Source organism: Sphingomonas sp. R1 (assembly GCF_025960285.1).
GTDB lineage: Bacteria > Pseudomonadota > Alphaproteobacteria > Sphingomonadales > Sphingomonadaceae > Sphingomonas.
This window is the reverse complement of record NZ_CP110111.1, coordinates 1,386,207-1,405,919: the sequence shown is the minus strand read 5'-3', so window position 1 is coordinate 1,405,919 and position 19,713 is coordinate 1,386,207. Positions and strand designations below refer to the sequence as shown.

The 19,713-nt window shown below is 68.7% G+C and carries 18 protein-coding genes; all 18 read left to right on the top strand.

From position 1 onward, the window contains the following. Positions 1–9: 9 nt before the first annotated feature. The 18 genes from OIM94_RS06795 (at position 10) to ftsZ (ending at position 19,649) form a co-directional block, all read left to right on the top strand. Positions 10–336 (top strand): hypothetical protein, encoded by a 327-nt coding sequence (locus OIM94_RS06795; RefSeq protein WP_264609320.1) that lies wholly within the window; start codon positions 10–12, stop codon positions 334–336. Positions 337–810: 474 nt separating this feature from the next. Further along, entirely contained in the window at positions 811–1,293 is a 483-nt protein-coding gene (locus OIM94_RS06790; protein ID WP_264609319.1) for a division/cell wall cluster transcriptional repressor MraZ, read from the top strand. Then, complete coding sequence (rsmH, locus tag OIM94_RS06785) at positions 1,290–2,237, top strand: 16S rRNA (cytosine(1402)-N(4))-methyltransferase RsmH (protein ID WP_264609318.1); 948 nt, start codon at positions 1,290–1,292, stop codon at positions 2,235–2,237. The genes OIM94_RS06790 and rsmH overlap by 4 nt, the downstream gene beginning before the upstream one ends. After that, positions 2,237–2,884, top strand: a complete 648-nt coding sequence (locus tag OIM94_RS06780; protein WP_264609317.1) for a hypothetical protein — start codon at positions 2,237–2,239, stop codon at positions 2,882–2,884. The genes rsmH and OIM94_RS06780 overlap by 1 nt, the downstream gene beginning before the upstream one ends. Then, a complete protein-coding gene (locus tag OIM94_RS06775) occupies positions 2,881–4,584 on the top strand; it encodes a peptidoglycan D,D-transpeptidase FtsI family protein (RefSeq protein ID WP_264609316.1) in 1,704 nt (567 codons plus the stop codon). The genes OIM94_RS06780 and OIM94_RS06775 overlap by 4 nt, the downstream gene beginning before the upstream one ends. Then, the gene (locus OIM94_RS06770; protein WP_264609315.1) at positions 4,581–5,996 is read left to right on the top strand and encodes a UDP-N-acetylmuramoyl-L-alanyl-D-glutamate--2,6-diaminopimelate ligase; all 1,416 of its coding nucleotides are present in this window, start codon (positions 4,581–4,583) and stop codon (positions 5,994–5,996) included. Before OIM94_RS06775 ends, OIM94_RS06770 begins: the two co-directional genes overlap by 4 nt. Beyond that, positions 5,993–7,378: a UDP-N-acetylmuramoyl-tripeptide--D-alanyl-D-alanine ligase gene (locus tag OIM94_RS06765; protein WP_264609314.1), complete on the top strand. Its 1,386-nt coding sequence runs from the start codon at positions 5,993–5,995 to the stop codon at positions 7,376–7,378. Before OIM94_RS06770 ends, OIM94_RS06765 begins: the two co-directional genes overlap by 4 nt. Next, a complete protein-coding gene (mraY, locus tag OIM94_RS06760) occupies positions 7,366–8,439 on the top strand; it encodes a phospho-N-acetylmuramoyl-pentapeptide-transferase (protein ID WP_264609313.1) in 1,074 nt (357 codons plus the stop codon). Before OIM94_RS06765 ends, mraY begins: the two co-directional genes overlap by 13 nt. Beyond that, positions 8,436–9,746, top strand: coding sequence for a UDP-N-acetylmuramoyl-L-alanine--D-glutamate ligase (gene murD, locus OIM94_RS06755; protein WP_264609312.1), 1,311 nt, complete (start codon positions 8,436–8,438; stop codon positions 9,744–9,746). Before mraY ends, murD begins: the two co-directional genes overlap by 4 nt. Further along, positions 9,743–10,975, top strand: coding sequence for an FtsW/RodA/SpoVE family cell cycle protein (locus OIM94_RS06750; protein WP_264609311.1), 1,233 nt, complete (start codon positions 9,743–9,745; stop codon positions 10,973–10,975). Before murD ends, OIM94_RS06750 begins: the two co-directional genes overlap by 4 nt. After that, a complete protein-coding gene (murG, locus tag OIM94_RS06745) occupies positions 10,972–12,123 on the top strand; it encodes an undecaprenyldiphospho-muramoylpentapeptide beta-N-acetylglucosaminyltransferase (RefSeq protein WP_264609310.1) in 1,152 nt (383 codons plus the stop codon). Before OIM94_RS06750 ends, murG begins: the two co-directional genes overlap by 4 nt. Continuing rightward, positions 12,120–13,532, top strand: a complete 1,413-nt coding sequence (gene murC / locus OIM94_RS06740; RefSeq protein ID WP_264609309.1) for a UDP-N-acetylmuramate--L-alanine ligase — start codon at positions 12,120–12,122, stop codon at positions 13,530–13,532. The genes murG and murC overlap by 4 nt, the downstream gene beginning before the upstream one ends. A gap of 2 nt (positions 13,533–13,534) precedes the next feature. Beyond that, on the top strand, positions 13,535–14,416 hold the full coding sequence (gene murB, locus OIM94_RS06735) for a UDP-N-acetylmuramate dehydrogenase (protein WP_264609850.1): 882 nt from the start codon (positions 13,535–13,537) through the stop codon (positions 14,414–14,416). Continuing rightward, the gene (locus tag OIM94_RS06730) at positions 14,413–14,904 is read left to right on the top strand and encodes a DUF4262 domain-containing protein (RefSeq protein ID WP_264609308.1); all 492 of its coding nucleotides are present in this window, start codon (positions 14,413–14,415) and stop codon (positions 14,902–14,904) included. Before murB ends, OIM94_RS06730 begins: the two co-directional genes overlap by 4 nt. Further along, positions 14,901–15,824, top strand: coding sequence for a D-alanine--D-alanine ligase (locus OIM94_RS06725; RefSeq protein ID WP_264609307.1), 924 nt, complete (start codon positions 14,901–14,903; stop codon positions 15,822–15,824). The genes OIM94_RS06730 and OIM94_RS06725 overlap by 4 nt, the downstream gene beginning before the upstream one ends. After that, positions 15,821–16,804: a cell division protein FtsQ/DivIB gene (locus tag OIM94_RS06720; RefSeq protein ID WP_264609306.1), complete on the top strand. Its 984-nt coding sequence runs from the start codon at positions 15,821–15,823 to the stop codon at positions 16,802–16,804. Before OIM94_RS06725 ends, OIM94_RS06720 begins: the two co-directional genes overlap by 4 nt. Further along, the gene (gene ftsA, locus OIM94_RS06715) at positions 16,804–18,066 is read left to right on the top strand and encodes a cell division protein FtsA (RefSeq protein ID WP_264609305.1); all 1,263 of its coding nucleotides are present in this window, start codon (positions 16,804–16,806) and stop codon (positions 18,064–18,066) included. The genes OIM94_RS06720 and ftsA overlap by 1 nt, the downstream gene beginning before the upstream one ends. A gap of 110 nt (positions 18,067–18,176) precedes the next feature. Further along, positions 18,177–19,649, top strand: a complete 1,473-nt coding sequence (ftsZ, locus tag OIM94_RS06710; RefSeq protein ID WP_264609304.1) for a cell division protein FtsZ — start codon at positions 18,177–18,179, stop codon at positions 19,647–19,649. The last annotated feature ends 64 nt before the right edge of the window (positions 19,650–19,713 follow it).

Genomic DNA, 19,713 nt, shown 5'->3' with positions numbered 1-19,713 from the left:
GCCACAGTCATGAAATTCGGTTCGCATCAGGATCCAGCACAGGCGATGCAGCGCATCCGCGTCGGCATGACCGGACTCGCGGCGGTGATCCTGTTGATGGCGCTCTCGTTCATGATTCTCTCCTCGGCGAATCGCGAGGCGCCGGTGAGCGCGGCGGGGGCCTCGAACGCCGCCGTGGTCGCGAACCTGACGGGAACCGACAATGCCGCCGCGGATCGCACCCGCGACGAGCCGCTGGCCGAGCTCGGTGTCGCGCCGGGTGCCGACTCGACCGATCCGGCGGGCGCCGCCAAGGCCCGCGAGCAGCTCCACCAGCAGGAAGCTGCCGGGCGCTGAGTCGAGCAGGGGGAGGCTGGCTTCCCCGCACACACGCAACGGGGATGCGAGGGGAAAGGCCCCACCGGGTGCTGCCGGCGCCCCGCCCCTGCGGCCATACGTGACAAATTTGCCATGTTCTCCGTAGCTTGCGGAGATTTTGCGGCGATCGCCCCCGGATCACCGCAAAGGCCGAAGCGCGCGCCGCGGCGCCTCGCCCTGCCGAAATTAAGCATATTTCCGGATCTGCGAGGGCTAGCGCAGGGGTGAATGTAGAACAAAAAGGGTTCATTGCGGGAATTGCGCCAGATGGTGGCGATCAGTGGGTCAAATTCCCCTGCTGTCCCCAACTCTCCCGTTGTTTCCCGGCCTATATTGTGATTAAAAGGGCACACTAAAGGGGGGCACGAACCCTTTTCTCCCGAACATCGTCAGCTGGAGCACGGTCCGCGTGATTCCGGCGGCGGGAGAGTCGTGCCTGGCTTGGGATTTGGCGTGGCAGACAGGGAGCTCTTCGAAGGATTTGCGCTCCAGGCGGTCGACCAGAAGGGTCGCGTCGCCATCCCCGCCGACCTGCGCGCTGCCGCCGAGCGCAATGCCGAGGTCCGCCAGATCGTGATCGGCGTGCATGCGGAGGATTTGTGCCTCTCCGCCCACGACACCGGCTGGTCGCGCACCAAATATGACCGCATCGACAAGCTCGATCAGCAGGCGCTCGATCGTGGCGAGCAGCCTAGCGTCCGCCCCAAGCGCCGCGCCTTCGGCTTGGTCGAGAAAGCACCGTACGACGATAGCGGGCGGTTCGTGCTGCCGCCCTTCTTCCGCAGCAAGGCCAAGATCCAGAAATGGGCCTTCTTCCTCGGCAGCGGCGACACGTTCGAGATCTGGTCGCCCGAGGAGCTGCTGGCGAGCGAGACCGTCGATCCCGAAATCAAGGAAATCTGCTTGTTCCTGATGCAGCAGAAGGGGGCGATGTGACCGACGCTCCCCATATCCCGGTGCTGCTCGATGAGGTGCTGGACGCGCTTGCGATCCAGTCGGGCGAGATCCATGTCGACGGCACGTTCGGCGCCGGCGGCTATACGAGAGCCATGCTCGACGCTGGCGGGACCGTCGTCGCGTTCGACCGCGATCCGACCGCGATCGCCAATGGCGCGCGGCTGGTCGCGGAGCGCGAGGGCAAGCTCACCCTCGTCCACGCGCCGTTCAGCCGACTGGCCGAAGAGCTCGACGCACGCGGCCTCGCGCCGATGGACGGGGTGGTACTCGATATCGGCGTTTCCTCGATGCAACTCGACCAGGCCGAGCGCGGCTTCTCGTTCCAGCAGGACGGGCCGCTCGACATGCGCATGGCAGGCGAGGGGATGAGTGCGGCAGACTGGCTCAACAGCGCCGACGAGGGCGAGATCGCCGACGTGCTGTTCCACTATGGCGAGGAGCCGCGCGCGCGCCGCGTGGCCAAGTTCATCGTCGAGGCGCGGCCGCTGACCCGCACCTCGGAGCTGGCGGCGGTGGTGCGCCGTGCGCTCGGCCATCGCCCGCACGACAAGAAGGATCCCGCGACGCGGACCTTCCAGGCGGTGCGCATCCACATCAACCGCGAGCTGGACGAGCTGACCGACGTGCTGGCGGCTGCCGAGCGGGTGCTGAAGCCCGGCGGCCGGCTGGTGGTGGTGACCTTCCACAGCCTCGAGGACCGGCTGGTCAAGCGCTTCTTCCGCGAACGCAGTGGCAGCACGCCGGCGGGTTCGCGGCATCGCCCGGCGGTGGGGCCGCGGGCGGAACCGAGTTTTGAGACGCCCGCCAAGGCCGTGCGCCCTGGCGAGGCGGAGTTGGTGCGTAACCCGCGCGCCCGTTCGGCAACGTTGCGCGCGGCGCGGCGGACCGACGCGGCGCCGTGGGCTGGGGATGGAGTGGCGTGATGGCAGTCTATGGCTTCAGGGGGCTTGGCTGGTTCCTGTGCGTCGCGGTCGTGGCGCCGACCTGCTACATGGTGAACTCGCATGGCGCGGCCGAACGGGCCAAGCTCAAGGCGACGCAGGTCGCGATCATCCAGGCGCAGAAGGATATTCGCGGGCTGGAGACCGAGTTCGACACGCGCGCAAACATGGCCCAGATCGAGCGCTGGAACGGTGACGTGCTGGCGATGAACGCGCCGCAGCCGCAGCAATATCTGGCCAGCGCGAGCGGCCTTGCCGCGCTCGACCAGCCGGCAGTCGCGACCCCGGCGGCGGCGGGCGGCGACGCGAGGGTGCAGACCGCCGCGCTGGTGATCCCGACCGGCACCCGCCCGGTGGAAACGGCGTCGGTGACGCCGACGGCGCCTGCGACGGCCAAGCCCGTGGCGACGGCCTCGGCCGCGCCGGTCACGCTGCCGGCGGCCAAGGCGGCGGCCGCCACGGTGGTGCGCGTCGCCGCGCGGGACAGCAAGCCTGAAGAGGATCTTGGCAAGCTGATGCAGAAGGTGGACAAGGCACGGCTCGCCAAGCCGGATCGGCCGCTGCTGAGCGCAGCCACGATCAGCGATCTGCGCCGGGTGGCCAAGCGCGAGCAGACGGCGCAGCGATGATCGTCGTCGTCGCCCCCCCGGCGCGGGCGCGCGGTTCGGGCGGCGGGCGCGAGGCGCTCGTCGCCGTCGCGCAGTTGCGGCTGATGGTGCTTACCATCCTGTTCGGCGCGGGCGTGCTGGCCATTTTGGGCAAGCTCGCCTTTCTGGCGCTGTCGGCCGGCCCGGCAACGCCGCGGGACCTGTCCAACGCACTGGTGCCGGCGCGCGGCGACATCGTCGACCGCAACGGCACGCCGCTCGCGCGCAGCATCGATGCCTGGACGATCGCGATCCACCCCAATCAGGTGATCGGCGACAAGGCTGCGCTGGCGCAGAAGCTGGCCGAGCTGATCCCCGAGCGCAGCCAGGCCCAATATTATGCGCTGCTGCACAGCGGCAGCGGCTTCGCCTTCCTCAAGCGCCGGGCGCTCCCCGAACTCGTCAACCAGATGAACGCGCTGGGCGAGCCGGCGATCGAGTTCCAGCGCGAGACCGACCGCCTCTATCCCCAGTCGGACATGGCCGCGCACGTGCTCGGCTATCTGGACGACAAGGGCCGCGGCGTCACCGGCATGGAAAAGGTGCTGGAGCCGCGGCTGACCGATCCGGCGCAGCGGGGCAAGCCCGTCACCCTGTCGCTCGACGCACGGGTGCAGGCAGCGCTGGAGAGCGAGCTGGGCCGCGCGATGGCGGATCTGCAGGCGCGGGGCGCCGCAGGCGTCGTGCTGGACGTGAATACCGGCGAGGTCGTCGCGATGACGTCGCTGCCCAGCTTCAACCCCAACCAGCTTGGCGGCCCGCCGCCGCGCAACAACGTGACCCAGAGCGTCTATGAGCTGGGTTCCACCTTCAAGCCGATCGCGGTTGCCGCGGCGATCGATTCCGGCACCATCACCTCGATGTCGCGGCGGTTCGATGCCACCGTGCCGATGAAGGTCGGCCGCTTCACCATTCATGACGATCCGGGCGACGAGCAGTTTCGCTGGCTGAACATCCCGGAGACGCTGATCTACTCGTCCAACATCGCCACCGCGCGCATCGCCGACGAACTGGGCGCGGAGAAGATGCAGGACATCTTCCGCAGGCTCGGGTTCGACCAGCGGCCGAGCATCGAAATCGGCGCGGTGCGTCCGCTCTGGCCGGCCAACTGGGGGCGGATCACGGTGATGACCACCGCCTATGGCCATGGCATCGCGGTGACGCCGCTGCACCTTGCCGCCGCCTATGCGGCGCTGGTCAATGGCGGGATCTGGCATCCGGCGACGCTGATGAAGGTGGATGCCGAACATCCGGTGCAGGGCCGGCGGATCTTCCAGGAAGCGACCAGCTACCGGATGCGTCAGTTACTCCGCCTGATCGTGCTCAAGGGCACCGGCCGCAAGGGCGAGGCGCCGGGCTACCGGGTCGCGGGCAAGACCGGCACCGCGGAGGCCGCGAGCGAGGGCGGCTATGACCATCATCGCAACGTCTCCACCTTCGCGGCGGCTTTTCCCGCCGACGCGCCGCGCTATGTGGTGGTGGCCATGCTCGACTCGCCCAAGGCCAATGCCACGACGCCGCGCACCACCGCGGCCTGGACCGTCGCGCCGGTCGTCTCGCGCGTGATCGCGCGGACCGGCGCCCTTCTGGGCATCGCGCCCGACAACGCCAAGGACATCGACGAAAGCGGACTGCTGCCGCTGGTCGATCGTTCGCCGGAGCCGGGAGCGGGAACCGAATGAGACTGGGCCAACTGATCGGCAGCGGGGACGACGCCATCGTCACCGGCTTCGCGATCGACCATCGCAAGGTGGCGCCGGGCACGATCTTCGGCGCGTTCGAAGGCGCGAAGGTCAACGGCGAGGACTATATCCCCGCGGCCGTGCAGGCGGGGGCGATCGCGGTGGTCGCGCGGCCCGAGGCCAAGGTCGAGGGCGCGGTGCACATCGCCGATACCAATCCGCGCCAGCGCTTCGCGGGCCTCGCGGCGCAGTTCTTCGCGCCGTTCCCGGGAACGACGGCAGCGGTGACCGGGACCAACGGCAAGACGTCCATCGTGGAGATGACCCGCCAGCTGTGGCGGATGGCGGGCTTCCACGCCGCTTCCATCGGCACGCTGGGGGTGACCACCGCCGACGAGCGCGTCTCGACCGGCCTGACCACGCCGGACATCGTCACCTTCCTGTCGAACGTCGCGGGCCTCGCGCGCGAGGGCGTGACGCATGTCGCCTTCGAGGCATCCTCGCACGGGCTGTCGCAATACCGTACCGAGGGGCTGCCGGTACGCGCGGCGGCGTTCACCAATCTCAGCCGCGACCATCTCGACTATCACGGCGACATGGCGACCTATTTCACCGCCAAGATGCGCCTTTTCGCCGAGGTGCTGGCTGAGGACGGCACGGCGGTGGTGTGGGCCGATGATCCGCACAGCCCGCAGGTCGAGGACCTTGCCCGGATGCGCGGCAACCGGCTGATCACGGTGGGCGAACACGGCAAGACGCTGCGGCTGGTGGCGCGGACGCCCTCGCTGCTCGGCCAGACGCTGGAGATCGAGGCGGAGGACAATGTCCACATCGTCAAGCTGCCGCTGATCGGCGCCTACCAGGCCGCGAACGCGCTGACCGCCGCCGGGCTGGTGATCGCCACTGGCGGGAACGTGGCTGCGACTCTGGCGAACTGCGCGCGACTGCAGCCGGTGCGCGGGCGGCTGGAGCGCGCGGTGATCGCCGCCAATGGCGCGCCGGTCTATGTCGATTATGCCCATACCTCCGATGCGCTGGAGGCGGCGATCGCCGCGCTCAAGCCGCACACCGAGGGTCGGTTGATCCTGGTGTTCGGCGCCGGTGGCGACCGCGATCCGGGCAAGCGCGAACTGATGGGGCAGGTGGCGGCTGCGGGCGCCGATGTGGCGATCGTCACCGACGACAATCCGCGCACCGAGGAACCGGCCGAGATCCGCCGCGCGATTCTGAAGGGCGCGCCGGAGGCGACCGAGATCGGCGACCGCCGCGCGGCGATCGCGGCGGCGATCGCGATGGCCGCGCCGCACGATATCGTGCTGGTCGCCGGCAAGGGGCATGAGCAGGGCCAGATCGTCGGCGAGATGGTGCTGCCGTTCGATGACGTAACCGTCGCAAGGGAGTGCGCGGCGTGACTTCCAAGCTTTGGACCTCGGACGACATCGCCGCCGCCACGCAGGGCACCGCCTCCGCCGACTTCACGGTCTCCGGTGTCGCCTTCGATTCCCGCGAGGTCGGCCCCGGCGACCTGTTTCTCGCCCTCAAGGGCGAGAGCACCGACGGGCATCGCTTCCTCGACCAGGCCTTTGGGCAAGGGGCGGCCGGTGCGGTGGTTTCCGATGCGACCGCGCATCCCAGCGTCCAGGTGGCGGACACCACTGCCGCGCTGAATGCGCTTGGCGCCGCGTCGCGCGCGCGTTCGGCCGCGAGGATCATCGGCGTCACGGGCTCGGTGGGCAAGACCGGCACCAAGGAGGCGCTGTTCGCTGCGCTCGACCGCATCGATCCCGGCACCGCGCACCGATCGGTAAAGAGCTACAACAACCATACCGGCGTGCCGCTGAGCCTCGCGCGCATGCCCCGCGAGGCGCGCTACGGCGTGTTCGAGATGGGCATGAACCATGCCGGCGAACTCGCCCAGCTGACCCGGCTGGTGCGGCCGCATGTCGCCATCGTCACCGCCATCGCGCCTGCGCATCTCGGCTTCTTCGACAGCGTCGAGAAGATCGCGGATGCCAAGGGCGAGATCTTCCAGGGGCTGGAGCCCGGCGGTACCGCGATCGTGCCGTTCGACAGCCCCTATCGCGACAGGCTGCTCGATGCCGCGCGGCCCTATGCCGCGAAGATCGTCACCTTCGGCCTTGGGGAAGGGGCCGATTACCGGGCGGTCGAGACGATGCGTGCCCGGAGTGGCGGCACCTTTGTGATGGCGCGGTTCGGCGACCGCGAACTCAGCTTCACCATTTCCCAGCCGGGCGACCACTGGGTCTCCAACGCGATGGCGATCCTCGCCGCAGTCGATGCGGTGGGCGGCGACCTCGAAGTCGCCGGCCTCGCGCTGGCCGAACTCGGCGGCCTTGCCGGGCGCGGCGCGCGGATGACCGTGCCGGTGGGCGACGGCACCGCGCTGGTGATCGACGAGAGCTACAACGCCAATCCCAGCTCGATGCGCGCGACGCTCAAGGTGCTCGCCGCCGAAGACGGCCGCAGGATCGCGGTGCTCGGCGAGATGCGCGAGCTGGGCACGCATGCGCATGCCCTCCACGCCGAACTCGCCGATCCGATCGCGGAGGCCGGGGTGAGCCGTGCCATTTTGGTGGGCGAAGCGATGGCGCCGTTGGCGGCTGCGCTTGAGGGGCGGCTGGATTTCGTCCATGTGGCCGATGCCGCAGCTGCGAAGGCCGAGCTCGAATCGACGCTCGCGCCGGGCGACGCGGTTCTCATCAAAGGGTCGAACGGCGTGCGGCTGGCGACGATCGTCGCGGCGCTGGCGGAAAGGCAAACATGCTCTATCTGATCGCGGAGCAGCTGGGCTTCCCCGGCGTCCTCAATCTGTTCCGGTATCTCTCGTTCCGCACCGGCGGGGCGGTGGCGACCGCGCTGCTGATCGGGCTGCTGGTGGGGCCCAAGTTCATCGGCTGGCTGCGGCTGCGCCAGGGCAAGGGGCAGCCGATCCGCACCGACGGTCCGCAGAGCCACCTCGCCAAGCGCGGCACGCCGACGATGGGCGGGCTGATGATCCTGACCAGCCTGACCTTGTCGCTGCTGATCTGGATGGACCTGCGCAACGCCTATGTGTGGGCGTGCATGTTCGTGACGCTCGGCTTCGGCATGATCGGTTTCCTTGACGATTACGACAAGGTGCGGAAGCAGAAGACCGCCGGCGTTTCCGGCAGGGTGCGGCTGCTCGGCGAGTTCCTGATCGCCGGCATCGCCAGCGCGATCATCATTTTTGCCGAGGGCAATACCCAGCTCTACGTGCCCTTCTTCAGCTGGGTGCATCCCAATCTCGGCTATTTCTACATCGCCTTTGCGGCGTTCACGATCGTGGCGTTCGGCAATGCGGTGAACCTCACCGACGGGCTCGACGGGCTGGCGACGATGCCGGTGGTGATCGCGGGCATGGCGTTCATGCTGATCGCGTACCTCGCCGGCAACAAGATCTACGCGACGTATCTCGGCATCCCGCACGTGCCGGGCGCGGGCGACCTCGCCATCTTCTGCGGCGCGATGATCGGGGCGGGGCTGGCCTTCCTGTGGTTCAATGCGCCGCCGGCAGCGGTGTTCATGGGCGATACCGGCAGCCTGGCGCTGGGCGGGGCGATCGGCACGATTGCCGTCACCACCCACCATGAGCTGGTGCTCGGCATCATCGGCGGCCTGTTCGTGATGGAGGCGCTGAGCGTCATCATCCAGGTGTTCTTCTTCAAGCGCACCGGCAAGCGCGTGTTCCGCATGGCGCCGATCCACCATCATTTCGAACAGCTCGGCTGGTCGGAGCCGACGGTGGTGATCCGCTTCTGGATCATCGCCTTCGTGCTGGCGCTGGCCGGCCTCGCGACGCTCAAGCTGCGGTGATCACCAGCCCCGCCTGGCGCGGCAAACGCTTCGCAGTGCTCGGGCTCGCCCGCTCGGGTGCTGCGACCGTGCGCGCGCTGGTGGCGAGCGGGGCGGAAGTGCTGGCGTGGGATGCGAACGAGGCGGCGCGGCAAGCCGTGCAAAAGAGTGCCGGGGAGGCCGAGCGCCTGTTCGTCGATGACTTCGCCGACTGGACTGAGATCGAAGCGGACGGCTTCGTGTTCTCGCCGGGCGTTCCGCTCAATCGGCATCCGCTGGCGGCTGTCGCGCGCGAAACGGGCGTGCCGCTAATCGGGGACATCGAGCTGTTCGCGCAGGCGCGCGCCGATCTGCCGGCGCACCGCGTGGTCGGCATCACCGGCACCAACGGCAAGTCGACCACCACCGCGCTGATCCACCACATCATCGAGACGGCGGGCGTGCCCGCGCGCCTCGGCGGCAATATCGGGCTGCCGATCCTCGGGCAGAAGCCGCTGCCGGAGGGCGGCGTCTATGTGCTGGAGCTGTCGAGCTACCAGATCGACCTGACCCACAGCCTCGACTGCGACGTCGCGGTGCTGCTCAACATCACCCCCGACCATCTCGACCGCTATGACGGGTTCGAGGGCTATGCCGCCTCCAAGGCGCGGCTGTTTGCGATGCAGAGCAAGGGCCATGCCGCGATCATCGGCATCGGCGATGCTGCCTCGGCCAACATCGCCCGTCAGGTGGCGCTGTCCGGTCGTAGCGAGGACGTGACCAAGATCGCGCCGGGCGTCTGCATGGACCAGTCGCGCTGGCCCGCGCTGCAGGGCCCGCACAACGCGCAGAACGCGCTCGCCGCCATCGCCGCCTGCGAAGCGCTCGGCATCGACCGTGCCGCGATCGACCGGGGGCTGGAGAGCTTCCCGGGCCTGCCGCACCGGATGGAGCGGATCGCGACGCGGAGCGGCGTGCTGTTCGTCAACGACAGCAAGGCGACCAACCCGGAATCGACCGCGCCGGCGCTCGCGGCCTTCCCACGCATCCACTGGATCCTCGGCGGCGTCGCCAAGACCGACAGCCTGGAGGCCTGCCGCCCCGGCTTCGGCCATGTCGTTCGCGCCTACACGATTGGCGAGGCAGGCCCGTTGTTCGCAGGCTTGCTGGAGGGCGAAATGCCTGTCGAACAGTCGGGCACGCTGGAGGCCGCCGTCCGCGCCGCCGCCGCCCAAGCCAAGCCGGGCGAGGCAGTGCTGCTTTCTCCCGCCTGCGCCTCGTTCGACCAGTTCCGCGACTTCGAGGCGCGCGGCGATGCCTTCCGTGTCGCGGTGGAGTCGCTCGGGTGAGCCGCCAGCCGGGAGACGCGGACGAAAAGCAGGGCGGCCTACCGCGCATCTCCAACCAGCTCAGCCGCGCCAGCAAGTCGCGCGCGGGCATGTGGTTCTGGGAAGTGGACCGCGTGCTGCTGTTCCTCCCCCTGTTCCTGATCGCGATCGGACTGGTGGCGGTGGCCGCAGCCTCGCCCGCCACCGCGCGGCGCTACTCCGACGCGGCGCACATCGTGCAGCCGATGTACTATTTCTGGCGCCAGCTGATGTGGGTGTGCATCTGCGTGCCGGTGCTGGTGATCGTCTCGATGCTGCCGACCTCGGCGGCGCGGCGGCTGTCGCTGGCCGGCGCGGTGGTGTTCCTCGGGCTGATGATGCTGCTGCCGATCATCGGGCATGAGGTGAACGGCGCCAAGCGCTGGATCAGCCTCGGCATTTCGGACCTGCAGCCGTCCGAATTCCTCAAGCCCATGTTCATCGTGTCCACCGCCTGGATCCTCTCGTTCCGCGCCAAGGATCCCGAGCTGCCGGTGATGATCGTCACCGGCGCGATCACCGCGCTGATCGCGGTGCTGCTGATGCTTCAGCCGGACTTCGGCCAGACGATCCTGTTCTCCGCCGTGTGGGTGATCCTGCTGATGCTCTCCGGCATCTCGCCCGCCGCCATCGCCGGGCTGGGCGGGGTCGCGATCGGCGGCGTGGTTGCGGCATACCTGTTCTACGGCACCGCACGCACCCGCATCGACAATTTCCTGTTCCCCACCAAGGAAGCAGCCCTCGCCGATCGCTATCAGGTCGAAATGGCCCACGACACGCTGAGCGCCGGCGGGCTGTTCGGTGCAGGACCCGGCAGCGGCCAGATCAAGTTCCGCCTGCCCGAGGCGCATACCGATTACATCTTCTCGGTGATCGGCGAGGAGTTCGGGCTGATTGCCTGTGCGGTGATCGTGCTGCTCTATCTCGCCATCGTCGTCCGCGTGCTGATGAAGCTGCTCGACGAGGAGGATCCGTTCCGGCTGCTGGCGGCGGCGGGGCTGGCCTCGCAGTTCGGCGTGCAGGCGCTGATTAACATGGCGGTGAACACCGGCATCGCGCCCTCCAAGGGGATGACGCTGCCGTTCATCAGCTATGGCGGCTCGTCGATGATCGCGCTGTCGATCGGCTATGGCCTGCTGCTCGCTTTCACGCGCCGAAACCCGTATCTGAAGCGGTCTCCCTATACCGGCCGCTGGAGCAAAGCCGCATGACCGAACGCCGTAGTTACGTCCTCGCTGCCGGTGGCACCGGCGGGCACATGGTGCCCGCGGCTGCCTTGGCGGTGGAGCTCGCACGGCGCGGGCATCAGGTGGCGCTGGTCAGCGATGAGCGCGGTGTGCGCTTTCCGGGCCTGTTCGAGGGCGTCGAGACGCATGTGCTTCCCGCCGGGCGACTGGGCGGCGGGCCGATCGGCTATCTCAAGGCGGCGCGGCAGATGCTGGCCGGCCGGGCGATGGCGCGCAAGCTCTACAAGCAGTTGCGCCCCGCCGCGGTGATCGGCTTCGGGGGCTATCCGGCCTTCCCGGCGCTGATGGCGGCGTTCAGCGCGCGCATTCCCACGGTCATCCACGAGCAGAATGCGGTGCTGGGCCGGGTCAACCGGCTGGTCGCAGGCCGGGTGGCGGCGATCGCCACCTCCTATGACAAGGTCGAGCGGATGAAGCCCGGCTGGGAGGCCAAGACCCACCTGACCGGCAATCCGGTGCGCGAGGCGGTGCTGGCCCTGCGCGCCAAGCCCTATCCGATGCTCGAGGAAGACGGACTGTTCCGCGTGCTGGTCACCGGCGGCAGCCAGGGCGCGTCGATCCTCAGCCAGGTGGTGCCCGACGGCCTCGCGCTGCTGCCGGTGCATTTCCGCCGCCGGCTGCAGGTGACGCACCAGGCGCGCATCGAGGACATCGAGATGGTCCGCGCCAAGTACCAGGAACACGAGATCCCCGCAGAGGTCGCGACCTATCTGCCCGATATGCCCGAGCGGCTCGCCTGGGCGCATCTGGTGATCGCGCGGGCAGGGGCCTCGACCATCGCCGAGCTGACCGCCGCCGGGCGCCCCGCGATCCTGGTGCCGCTGCCCAGCGCGACGGACGACCACCAGACCGCCAATGCCCGCGAGATCACCGAGGCCGGCGGTGCGCGGACCATCCCGCAGCGCGCCTTCACCGCGCCCGAGCTCGCCAAGCAGATGCAGAAGCTGGGGCTCGACACCAAGGCGCTGGAGAATGCGGCGGCACGGGCGCGCGGCGTCGGGCGCCCCGACGCGGTGCGCGACCTGGCGGATCTCGTCGAATCGATTCACGCACCCAAGGCCCCGGTGGGCAAGGTGCAGAAGGCAAGCAACGGAAGGCCAGCTTACGCATGAAGGGCGTCGCCACCGACATCGGTACCATTCACTTCGTCGGCATCGGCGGCATCGGCATGTCGGGCATCGCCGAGGTGATGCATAACCTCGGCTACAAGGTGCAGGGCTCGGACGTGGCGGACTCCTACGTCGTGCAGGGCCTGCGCGACCGCGGCATTCCGGTGACGATCGGCCATGCCGCCGAGAATCTGGGGGACGCCGCCGTGGTGGTGGTCTCCACCGCGATCGTGCGGACCAACCCCGAGGTGGAAGCCGCCTATCAGAACCGCATTCCCGTGGTGCGGCGCGCCGAAATGCTCGCCGAGCTGATGCGGCTCAAGTCCACCATCGCGGTGGCGGGCACCCACGGCAAGACGACGACCACCTCAATGGTCGCGGCAATCCTCGATGCCGGCGGGGTGGACCCGACCGTGATCAACGGCGGGATCATCAACCAGTACGGCTCGAATGCCCGGCTGGGCGAGGGCGACTGGATGGTCGTCGAGGCGGATGAGAGCGACGGCAGCTTCCTGCGGCTCGACGGCACCTTCGCGATCGTGACCAACATCGATCCCGAGCATCTCGACCATTATGGCTCGTTCGAGAAGGTGAAGGCGGCGTTCGTCGAGTTCGTCGAGAACGTGCCCTTCTACGGTGCGGCGCTGCTGTGCCTCGATCATCCCGAAGTGCAGGCGATCATCCCGCGCGTCCGTGACCGGCGGATCGTGACCTATGGCTTTGCGGCGAGCGCCGATGTGCGGGGCGTGAACGTCACGCCGCATGCCGGCGGCAATCGGTTCGAGGCAATCATCCGCAATCGCGACGGCTCGACCCGCTCGATCGAGAATATCGAACTGCCGATGCCCGGCCGCCACAATGTCCAGAACGCGCTCGCCGCGATCGGCGTGGCGCTGGAGCTGGGCATTCCCGATGCGACGATCCAGCAGGGTTTCGCCAAGTTCGGCGGGGTCAAGCGGCGCTTCACCAAGGTGGGCGAGGTCGCAGGTGCCGCGATCATCGACGATTACGGCCACCACCCGGTCGAGATCCGCGCGGTGCTGGCGGCGGCGCGCGAGAGCACGCGCGGCCGGGTCATCGCGGTGGTGCAGCCGCACCGCTATTCGCGGCTGGGCAATCTGATGGACGAGTTCGCCCAGGCCTTCAACGACGCCGACATGGTGTATGTGGCGCCCGTCTATCCGGCGGGCGAGGCGCCGATCGAGGGCGTCCATGCCGATGCCCTGGTCGAGCAGATCTCGCATCGCGGGCACCGTGCCGTGGCGGCGACGACGGACGCGACGGCACTGGCGCATGCGCTGGGGGGCGTGGTGCGCGAAGGTGACATGGTCGTGTGCCTGGGCGCCGGCGACATCACGAAGTGGGCGGCCGGCCTGGCACCGGCGATCGCGGCTGCGCGGGGGGACGCGTGAGCATACCCGAGGTCCGCGGCAAGCTTACGCCGAACGCCCCGCTTGCGCCGCTCGTGTGGTTCAAGAGCGGCGGCGCGGCGGAGTGGCTGTTCGAGCCGGCCGATGCCGACGACCTCTCCGGCTTCCTCGCCGCGCTCGATCCCGCCATACCGGTGATGGGCCTCGGCCTCGGCTCGAACATGATCGTCCGCGACGGCGGCGTGCCGGGCGTCGTGATCCGGCTCGGCAAGGCCTTCGCGTCGGTCGAGCAACTCGACGAAACCACCTTGCGCTGCGGCGGCGGCGCCTCGGGCATCCTCGTCTCCTCCAAGGCGCGCGACTGGGGCATTGGCGGCGTGGAGTTTTTGCGCTCGATCCCCGGCACGGTCGGCGGCTTCGTGCGGATGAACGGCGGCGCCTATGGCCGCGAGACCTGCGACATCCTCGTCGAATGCGAGGTCGTGCTCCGCTCGGGCGAGCGGCGCGTGCTGGCCAATGCCGATCTCGGCTATACCTATCGCCACAGCAACCTGCCCGAGGGCGCGATCGTGGTCAGCGCCACCTTCCGCGGCTTCCCCAAGCCTTCGGACGCGATCCAGGCCGAAATGGACCGCATCGCCGCCGCGCGCGAGGAATCGCAGCCGCTGCGCTCGAAGACGGGCGGCTCGACCTTCAAGAATCCCGAGGGCCACAAGGCCTGGGCGCTGGTCGACGCGGCCGGCTGCCGGGGCCTGCGCCGCGGCGACGCGCAGGTCAGCGAGAAGCATTGCAACTTCCTCCTCAACCTGGGGGAAGCGAGCAGCGCCGATATCGAGGCGCTGGGCGAGGACGTCCGTGCGCGCGTGAAGGCGCAGTCGGGCGTTGAACTGGCGTGGGAGATTCAGCGCGTGGGAGTGGCGAAGTGAGCCGCGACCTCAACGATTACGAGCGCCGGATCCTCGACAATGTGCGCGATCACGGCTGCCACATCAATTATGTGGCGGACCCGGAGGGCGAACAGCCGCCGTTCGGCTATTCCGTGGGCTTTCCAGAGACGATCGGCCAGCCCGAAGTGATTGTCTTCGGCCTTTCGAGCGAACTCGTCGCTGCGATGATCAACGCGATCTATCGTCAGTGCCGCGATGGCCTGCAGATGGAAGATGGCCTTGCTGTCTCCGACCTGCTGGCAGGGCATGATTGCGTGCTGGAGCGTGTTGCGCCCGGCAACATCATCCCCGACTATTTCAATTCGGCCATGTGGTTCTGCCGCCATACAACCGGCGAAGCCATGGACACAGCCTATCAGATCGTCTGGCCCGGCGCGCAGGATGGCTTGTTCCCCTGGGACGAGGATGCCTCCGACGAGGTTCGCGCGCTGCAGCTGCCGCTTAGTTCAGAGAGTTTCAAAGCATGACCGTCCAATCCCTCCACATCGCCGTATTGATGGGCGGCTGGTCGGCCGAGCGCGAGGTGTCGCTGATGTCGGGTAGCGGCGTCGCGGAAGCGCTGGAGAGCCTCGGCCACCGCGTCACCCGGATCGACATGGACCGCGACGTCGCCGCCAAGCTGGCCGAGGCCAAGCCGGACGTGGTGTTCAACGCCCTGCACGGCACCCCCGGTGAGGATGGCAGCGTGCAGGGCATGCTCGACCTGATGGGCATCCGCTACACGCATAGCGGCATGGTCACCTCGGTCATCGCGATCGACAAGCAGCTGACCAAGCAGGCGCTGGTGCCGCACGGCATCCCGATGCCCGGCGGCCGGATGGTGTCGCGCGAGGAGCTGTACCGGCAGGACCCGCTGCCGCGTCCCTATGTGCTGAAGCCGGTCAATGAGGGCTCGTCGGTGGGCGTGGCGATCGTCACCGCCGAAAGCAATGTCGGCAACCCGATCCACCCGGATGCGCGCGGCCCGTGGCAGGAGTTCGAGGAACTGCTCGCCGAGCCCTTCATCCGCGGGCGCGAGCTGACCACCGCAGTGCTGGGCGATCAGGCGCTGGGCGTGACCGAGCTCAAGCCGAAAAGCGGCTTCTACGATTACGAGTCCAAATACACGGACGGGCTGACCGAACACGTCTTCCCGGCGCAGATCCCCGACGACGTGGCCGAGGCATGCAAGCGGATCGCGCTCGACGCGCACCGGCTGCTCGGCTGCAAGGGCGCCTCGCGCGCCGATTTCCGCTGGGACGACAATCAGGGCGTCGACGGGCTGTTCCTGCTCGAGGTCAACACTCAGCCCGGCATGACCCCGCTCAGCCTGGTGCCCGAACAGGCGCGCCATCTCGGCATCGACTATGCTAGCCTGGTGCAACGGATCGTCGAGGAGGCATTGTGAGCCGCAGGCCCGCCCAGGCGCAGCGCGCGACCACCCGGCGCGGCGAGAAGCCGAAGCCGCGCGGCACCGCACGCCGGCCGCAGCGGGCGGGCGTGCTCGACCAGGCGATTGCGGGCATTCCGCTGAGCCCGGAGACGCTCCACAAGATCACCACCTGGAGCATCGTCGGCGCGGTCGGTGCGGTGGTGCTGACCATCGGCATCCTCGCGGGCGTGCCGCAGATGATCGGCGTCGGCATCGCGCAGGCGGTGGGCGATGCCGGCCTCAAGGTCGACGAGATCCAGATCGACGGGCTCAAGCGGATGGACCGCGCGACCGTCTACGATCAGGTGCTCGACCAGAATTCGCGCGCCATGCCGCTGGTCAATCTCGCCGAGGTGCGCGCCAAGCTGCTGACCTTCCCCTGGGTGAAGGACGCGCGCGTCTCGCGCCGGCTGCCGGGCACGCTGCACATCGCGATCGAGGAGCGGACCCCCGCGGCGGTCTGGCAGAACCATGGCCAGCTGATGCTGATCGATCCCTCGGGCGTCGCGCTGGAGCCGGTTTCGCCCGAGGCGATGCCCGAGCTGCCGCTGCTGATCGGCGAGGGCGCCAACACCCAGGAAGCCGCACGCAAGCATCTGCTGGAGACGCAGCCCACGCTCCGCCCGCTCGTCAAGGCGATGAGCTGGGTCGGCAATCGCCGCTGGGACGTGTATTTCACCTCGGGCGAGAAGCTCCAGCTGCCCGAGGGCGAGGACGAGGCGGTGGCGTCGCTGCGCAAGTTCGTGGCGATCGACGGCACGCAGCGCCTGCTGGGCCGCGGCTATGTCGGATTTGACATGCGCGTTCCAAACAAGTTGGTTGTGCGCAGACAGGGCGTGATCGAGCCGCCGCCGCCGGTTTCCACGGCGCCGGCAGCACCGGGCGCCCCGGGGACGACAACGACGATACCGACCACAACGACACCGCCGGCGGGCACCGGCACGGGGGAAGGCTGATGGCGAAAGTAGCGCCCGAGGGGTTGATCACCGCACTCGACGTGGGCTCGTCGAAGGTCTCGGCGCTGATTGCGCAGCGGACCGACGAGGGCAATCTGATCGTGCTCGGCACCGGCCAGCGCGAGAGCCGGGGCGTCAAGCGCGGCTATGTCGCCGACATGCACGCGACTGAAATCGCGATCCGCGAGGCGGTGGAGCAGGCCGAACGGATCGCCGGCTTCAACATCGAGGATGTCTGGGTCAGTTTCTCGGCTGGCGGGCTGGTCTCCAGCGTCGTCAAGGTCGAGGCGGATCTGGGCGGCCACCGCGTCGAGCAGGCGGATATCGATGATCTCCTGAAGGCGGGTCGCGGGGCGATCGATCCGCAGGGGCGGATGGTGCTCCACGCGCAGCCGACCCGCTACACGGTGGACGGGCTTGGCGGCGTCAAGCGGCCGCTGGGGCTGCATGCCGATCGGCTGGGGGTCGACGTGCATGTCGTGACCACCGAGGGATCGCCGGTGCGCAACCTCGACCTCTGCGTCCGCTCGGCGCATCTGGAGGTGCGGTCGATCATCGCCGCCCCGGTGGCGACGGGGCTTGCCTGCCTCACCGAGGAGGAGCGCGAGCTGGGCGTGGCGCTGGTCGAGATCGGCGCGGGCGTCACCAATGTGTCCGTTTTCGCGCAAGGCGTGCTGGCGGGGCTGGCCTCGATCCCGATGGGATCGGCCGACATCACCGACGACATCGCCGCCGCGTTCGGCACCGCGCGCGCCTGGGCGGAGCGGACCAAGTGCTTCCACGGCTCGGCCAACCTCTCCCCGCGCGACAATCGCGAGACGATCGACGTGGTGCCGGCAACCACCGAGGACGGCGTGGAAGGACCGCGCATCACCAAGGCGGCGCTCAACACCGTCATCCGTCAGCGGTTGGAACGCATCGTTGCCGAGATCCAGAAGGAGCTGAAGAAGCTCAATTTCCAGGAGCCGGTGGGTCGCCAGATCGTGCTGACCGGCGGCGGCGCGGAACTCGCGGGCATCGCCGACTATGCGCAGCAGGCGCTGGGCAACGCGGTGCGGGTCGGGCGCCCGCGCGGACTGCTCGCCATGCCCAATGCGCATGCCGGCCCCGCCTTCTCGACGCTGGCGGGACTCACCCAGTTCGCCGCGGCGGACCCGATCGACCTGCGCACGCTGGAGCCGAGCCGGCACCAGCTGGTGACACGGGCGAGCCCGGGCGCGCTGTTCCAGCGGTTGATCGCGGCATTCCGGGCGAATTATTAAGGAAAAGAGTCCGGCGGGGTGATATCGGCTAGAGTCGTCGCTCCGGTTCGTGCATCACAGAATATCAGGTTGCGCAGCGCGTGCGAGGCGCTGCCACGGGAGACCATAGAATGAGTATCGATTTCCTTCCGCCCGACGTGGACGAACTGACGCCGAAGATCGCGGTGATCGGGGTTGGTGGCGCCGGCGGAAACGCCATCGCCAACATGATCCGCGCCGAGGTGCAGGGCGTCGAGTTCCTGGTCGCCAACACCGATGCGCAGGCCCTCAAGCAGTCGGTCGCCCCCCAGCGTATTCAGCTGGGCGCAAAGATCACGCAGGGTCTGGGCGCCGGATCGCGGCCCGAGATCGGCCGTGCAGCGGCCGAGGAGACGATCGAGCAGGTCCAGCAGTCGCTCGAAGGCGCGCATATGTGCTTTATCGCCGCCGGCATGGGCGGCGGCACCGGCACGGGTGCGGCGCCGGTGATCGCCAAGGCGGCGCGCGACATGGGCATCCTGACCGTGGGTGTCGTCACCAAGCCGTTCGCCTTCGAAGGCAAGCGTCGCGCCCAGTCGGCCGAGGCGGGCATCGAGGAACTGCAGAAGTATGTCGACACCCTCATCGTCATCCCGAACCAGAACCTGTTTCTGATCGCCAATGCGAACACGACCTTCAAGGAAGCGTTCGAGATGGCCGACGAGGTGCTGCAGCAGGGCGTGCGCGGCATCACCGACCTGATGGTCATGCCCGGCCTGATCAACCTCGACTTCGCCGACGTCCGTTCGGTGATGCAGGAGATGGGCAAGGCGATGATGGGCACGGGCGAGGCGGACGGCGACGACCGTGCGCTGATCGCCGCCCAGAAGGCGATCGCCAACCCACTGCTCGACGGCGTCTCGATGAACGGCGCCAAGGGCGTGATCGTCTCGATCACCGGCGGCGAGGACATGCGCCTGCTCGAGGTGGACGAGGCCGCCAACCATATCCGCGAGCTGGTCGACCCGGACGCGAACATCATCTGGGGTTCGGCGTTCAATCCGGAGCTGGAAGGTCGCATCCGCGTGTCGGTGGTCGCCACCGGCATCGACGCCAATGTCGAGAATCGCCCGGCCGCCCCGGCGGAACAGCCGCGCGTCTTCTCCTTCTCCACCCCGCGCCGCACCACCGCTGCGCCGTCGACGGAGCCGGTACCCGCGCCCGCGCCGGTCGCTGCCGCTGCGCCTGAGCCGGTCGCTCCTGCCCCCGTGGTCGAAGAAGCGCCGGCCCCGACCGTCTCCGCGCCCGAGCCGGTAGCGGCTGCTCCGGCACCCGAGCCGACCCCGCCGGCTCCGCCGTCGGACGAGCTGCTGCTCGGCACCGAGGCGCTGGTCCCGACGCCCGCACCTGCCCCGGCTGCGGCGCCGGCACCGGAAGCACCCGCCGGCCGTCGTCGGTGGCTGACCGGTGGTGACGAGGAGGCGGATACCCGTCCGCGTCCCAAGACCGGCGGCACGCTGTTCGAGCGGATGGCCTCCGCCTCGCGGGGCGCAAAGCCGACCGAAGACGAGGATAAGGATCCGCTGGATATCCCGCGTTTCCTGCGCAGCCAGAACAACCAGTAAGATTGGCGTACGGGTGGCACGGTTCGCCGGCCACCCGCGCTTTTGTCAGCGGCGGTTCAGCGCC

Excerpts from the sequence above, each read along its gene's own strand:
- OIM94_RS06795 (WP_264609320.1), top strand. The coding sequence starts at position 10 with ATGAAATTCGGTTCGCATCAGGATCCAGCACAGGCGATGCAGCGCATC.
- OIM94_RS06725 (WP_264609307.1), top strand. The coding sequence starts at position 14,901 with ATGACCGTCCAATCCCTCCACATCGCCGTATTGATGGGCGGCTGGTCG.
- OIM94_RS06775 (WP_264609316.1), top strand. The coding sequence starts at position 2,881 with ATGATCGTCGTCGTCGCCCCCCCGGCGCGGGCGCGCGGTTCGGGCGGC.
- OIM94_RS06780 (WP_264609317.1), top strand. The coding sequence starts at position 2,237 with ATGGCAGTCTATGGCTTCAGGGGGCTTGGCTGGTTCCTGTGCGTCGCG.
- mraY (WP_264609313.1), top strand. The coding sequence starts at position 7,366 with ATGCTCTATCTGATCGCGGAGCAGCTGGGCTTCCCCGGCGTCCTCAAT.
- ftsA (WP_264609305.1), top strand. The coding sequence starts at position 16,804 with ATGGCGAAAGTAGCGCCCGAGGGGTTGATCACCGCACTCGACGTGGGC.
- murG (WP_264609310.1), top strand. The coding sequence starts at position 10,972 with ATGACCGAACGCCGTAGTTACGTCCTCGCTGCCGGTGGCACCGGCGGG.
- ftsZ (WP_264609304.1), top strand. The coding sequence starts at position 18,177 with ATGAGTATCGATTTCCTTCCGCCCGACGTGGACGAACTGACGCCGAAG.
- murC (WP_264609309.1), top strand. The coding sequence starts at position 12,120 with ATGAAGGGCGTCGCCACCGACATCGGTACCATTCACTTCGTCGGCATC.
- OIM94_RS06770 (WP_264609315.1), top strand. The coding sequence starts at position 4,581 with ATGAGACTGGGCCAACTGATCGGCAGCGGGGACGACGCCATCGTCACC.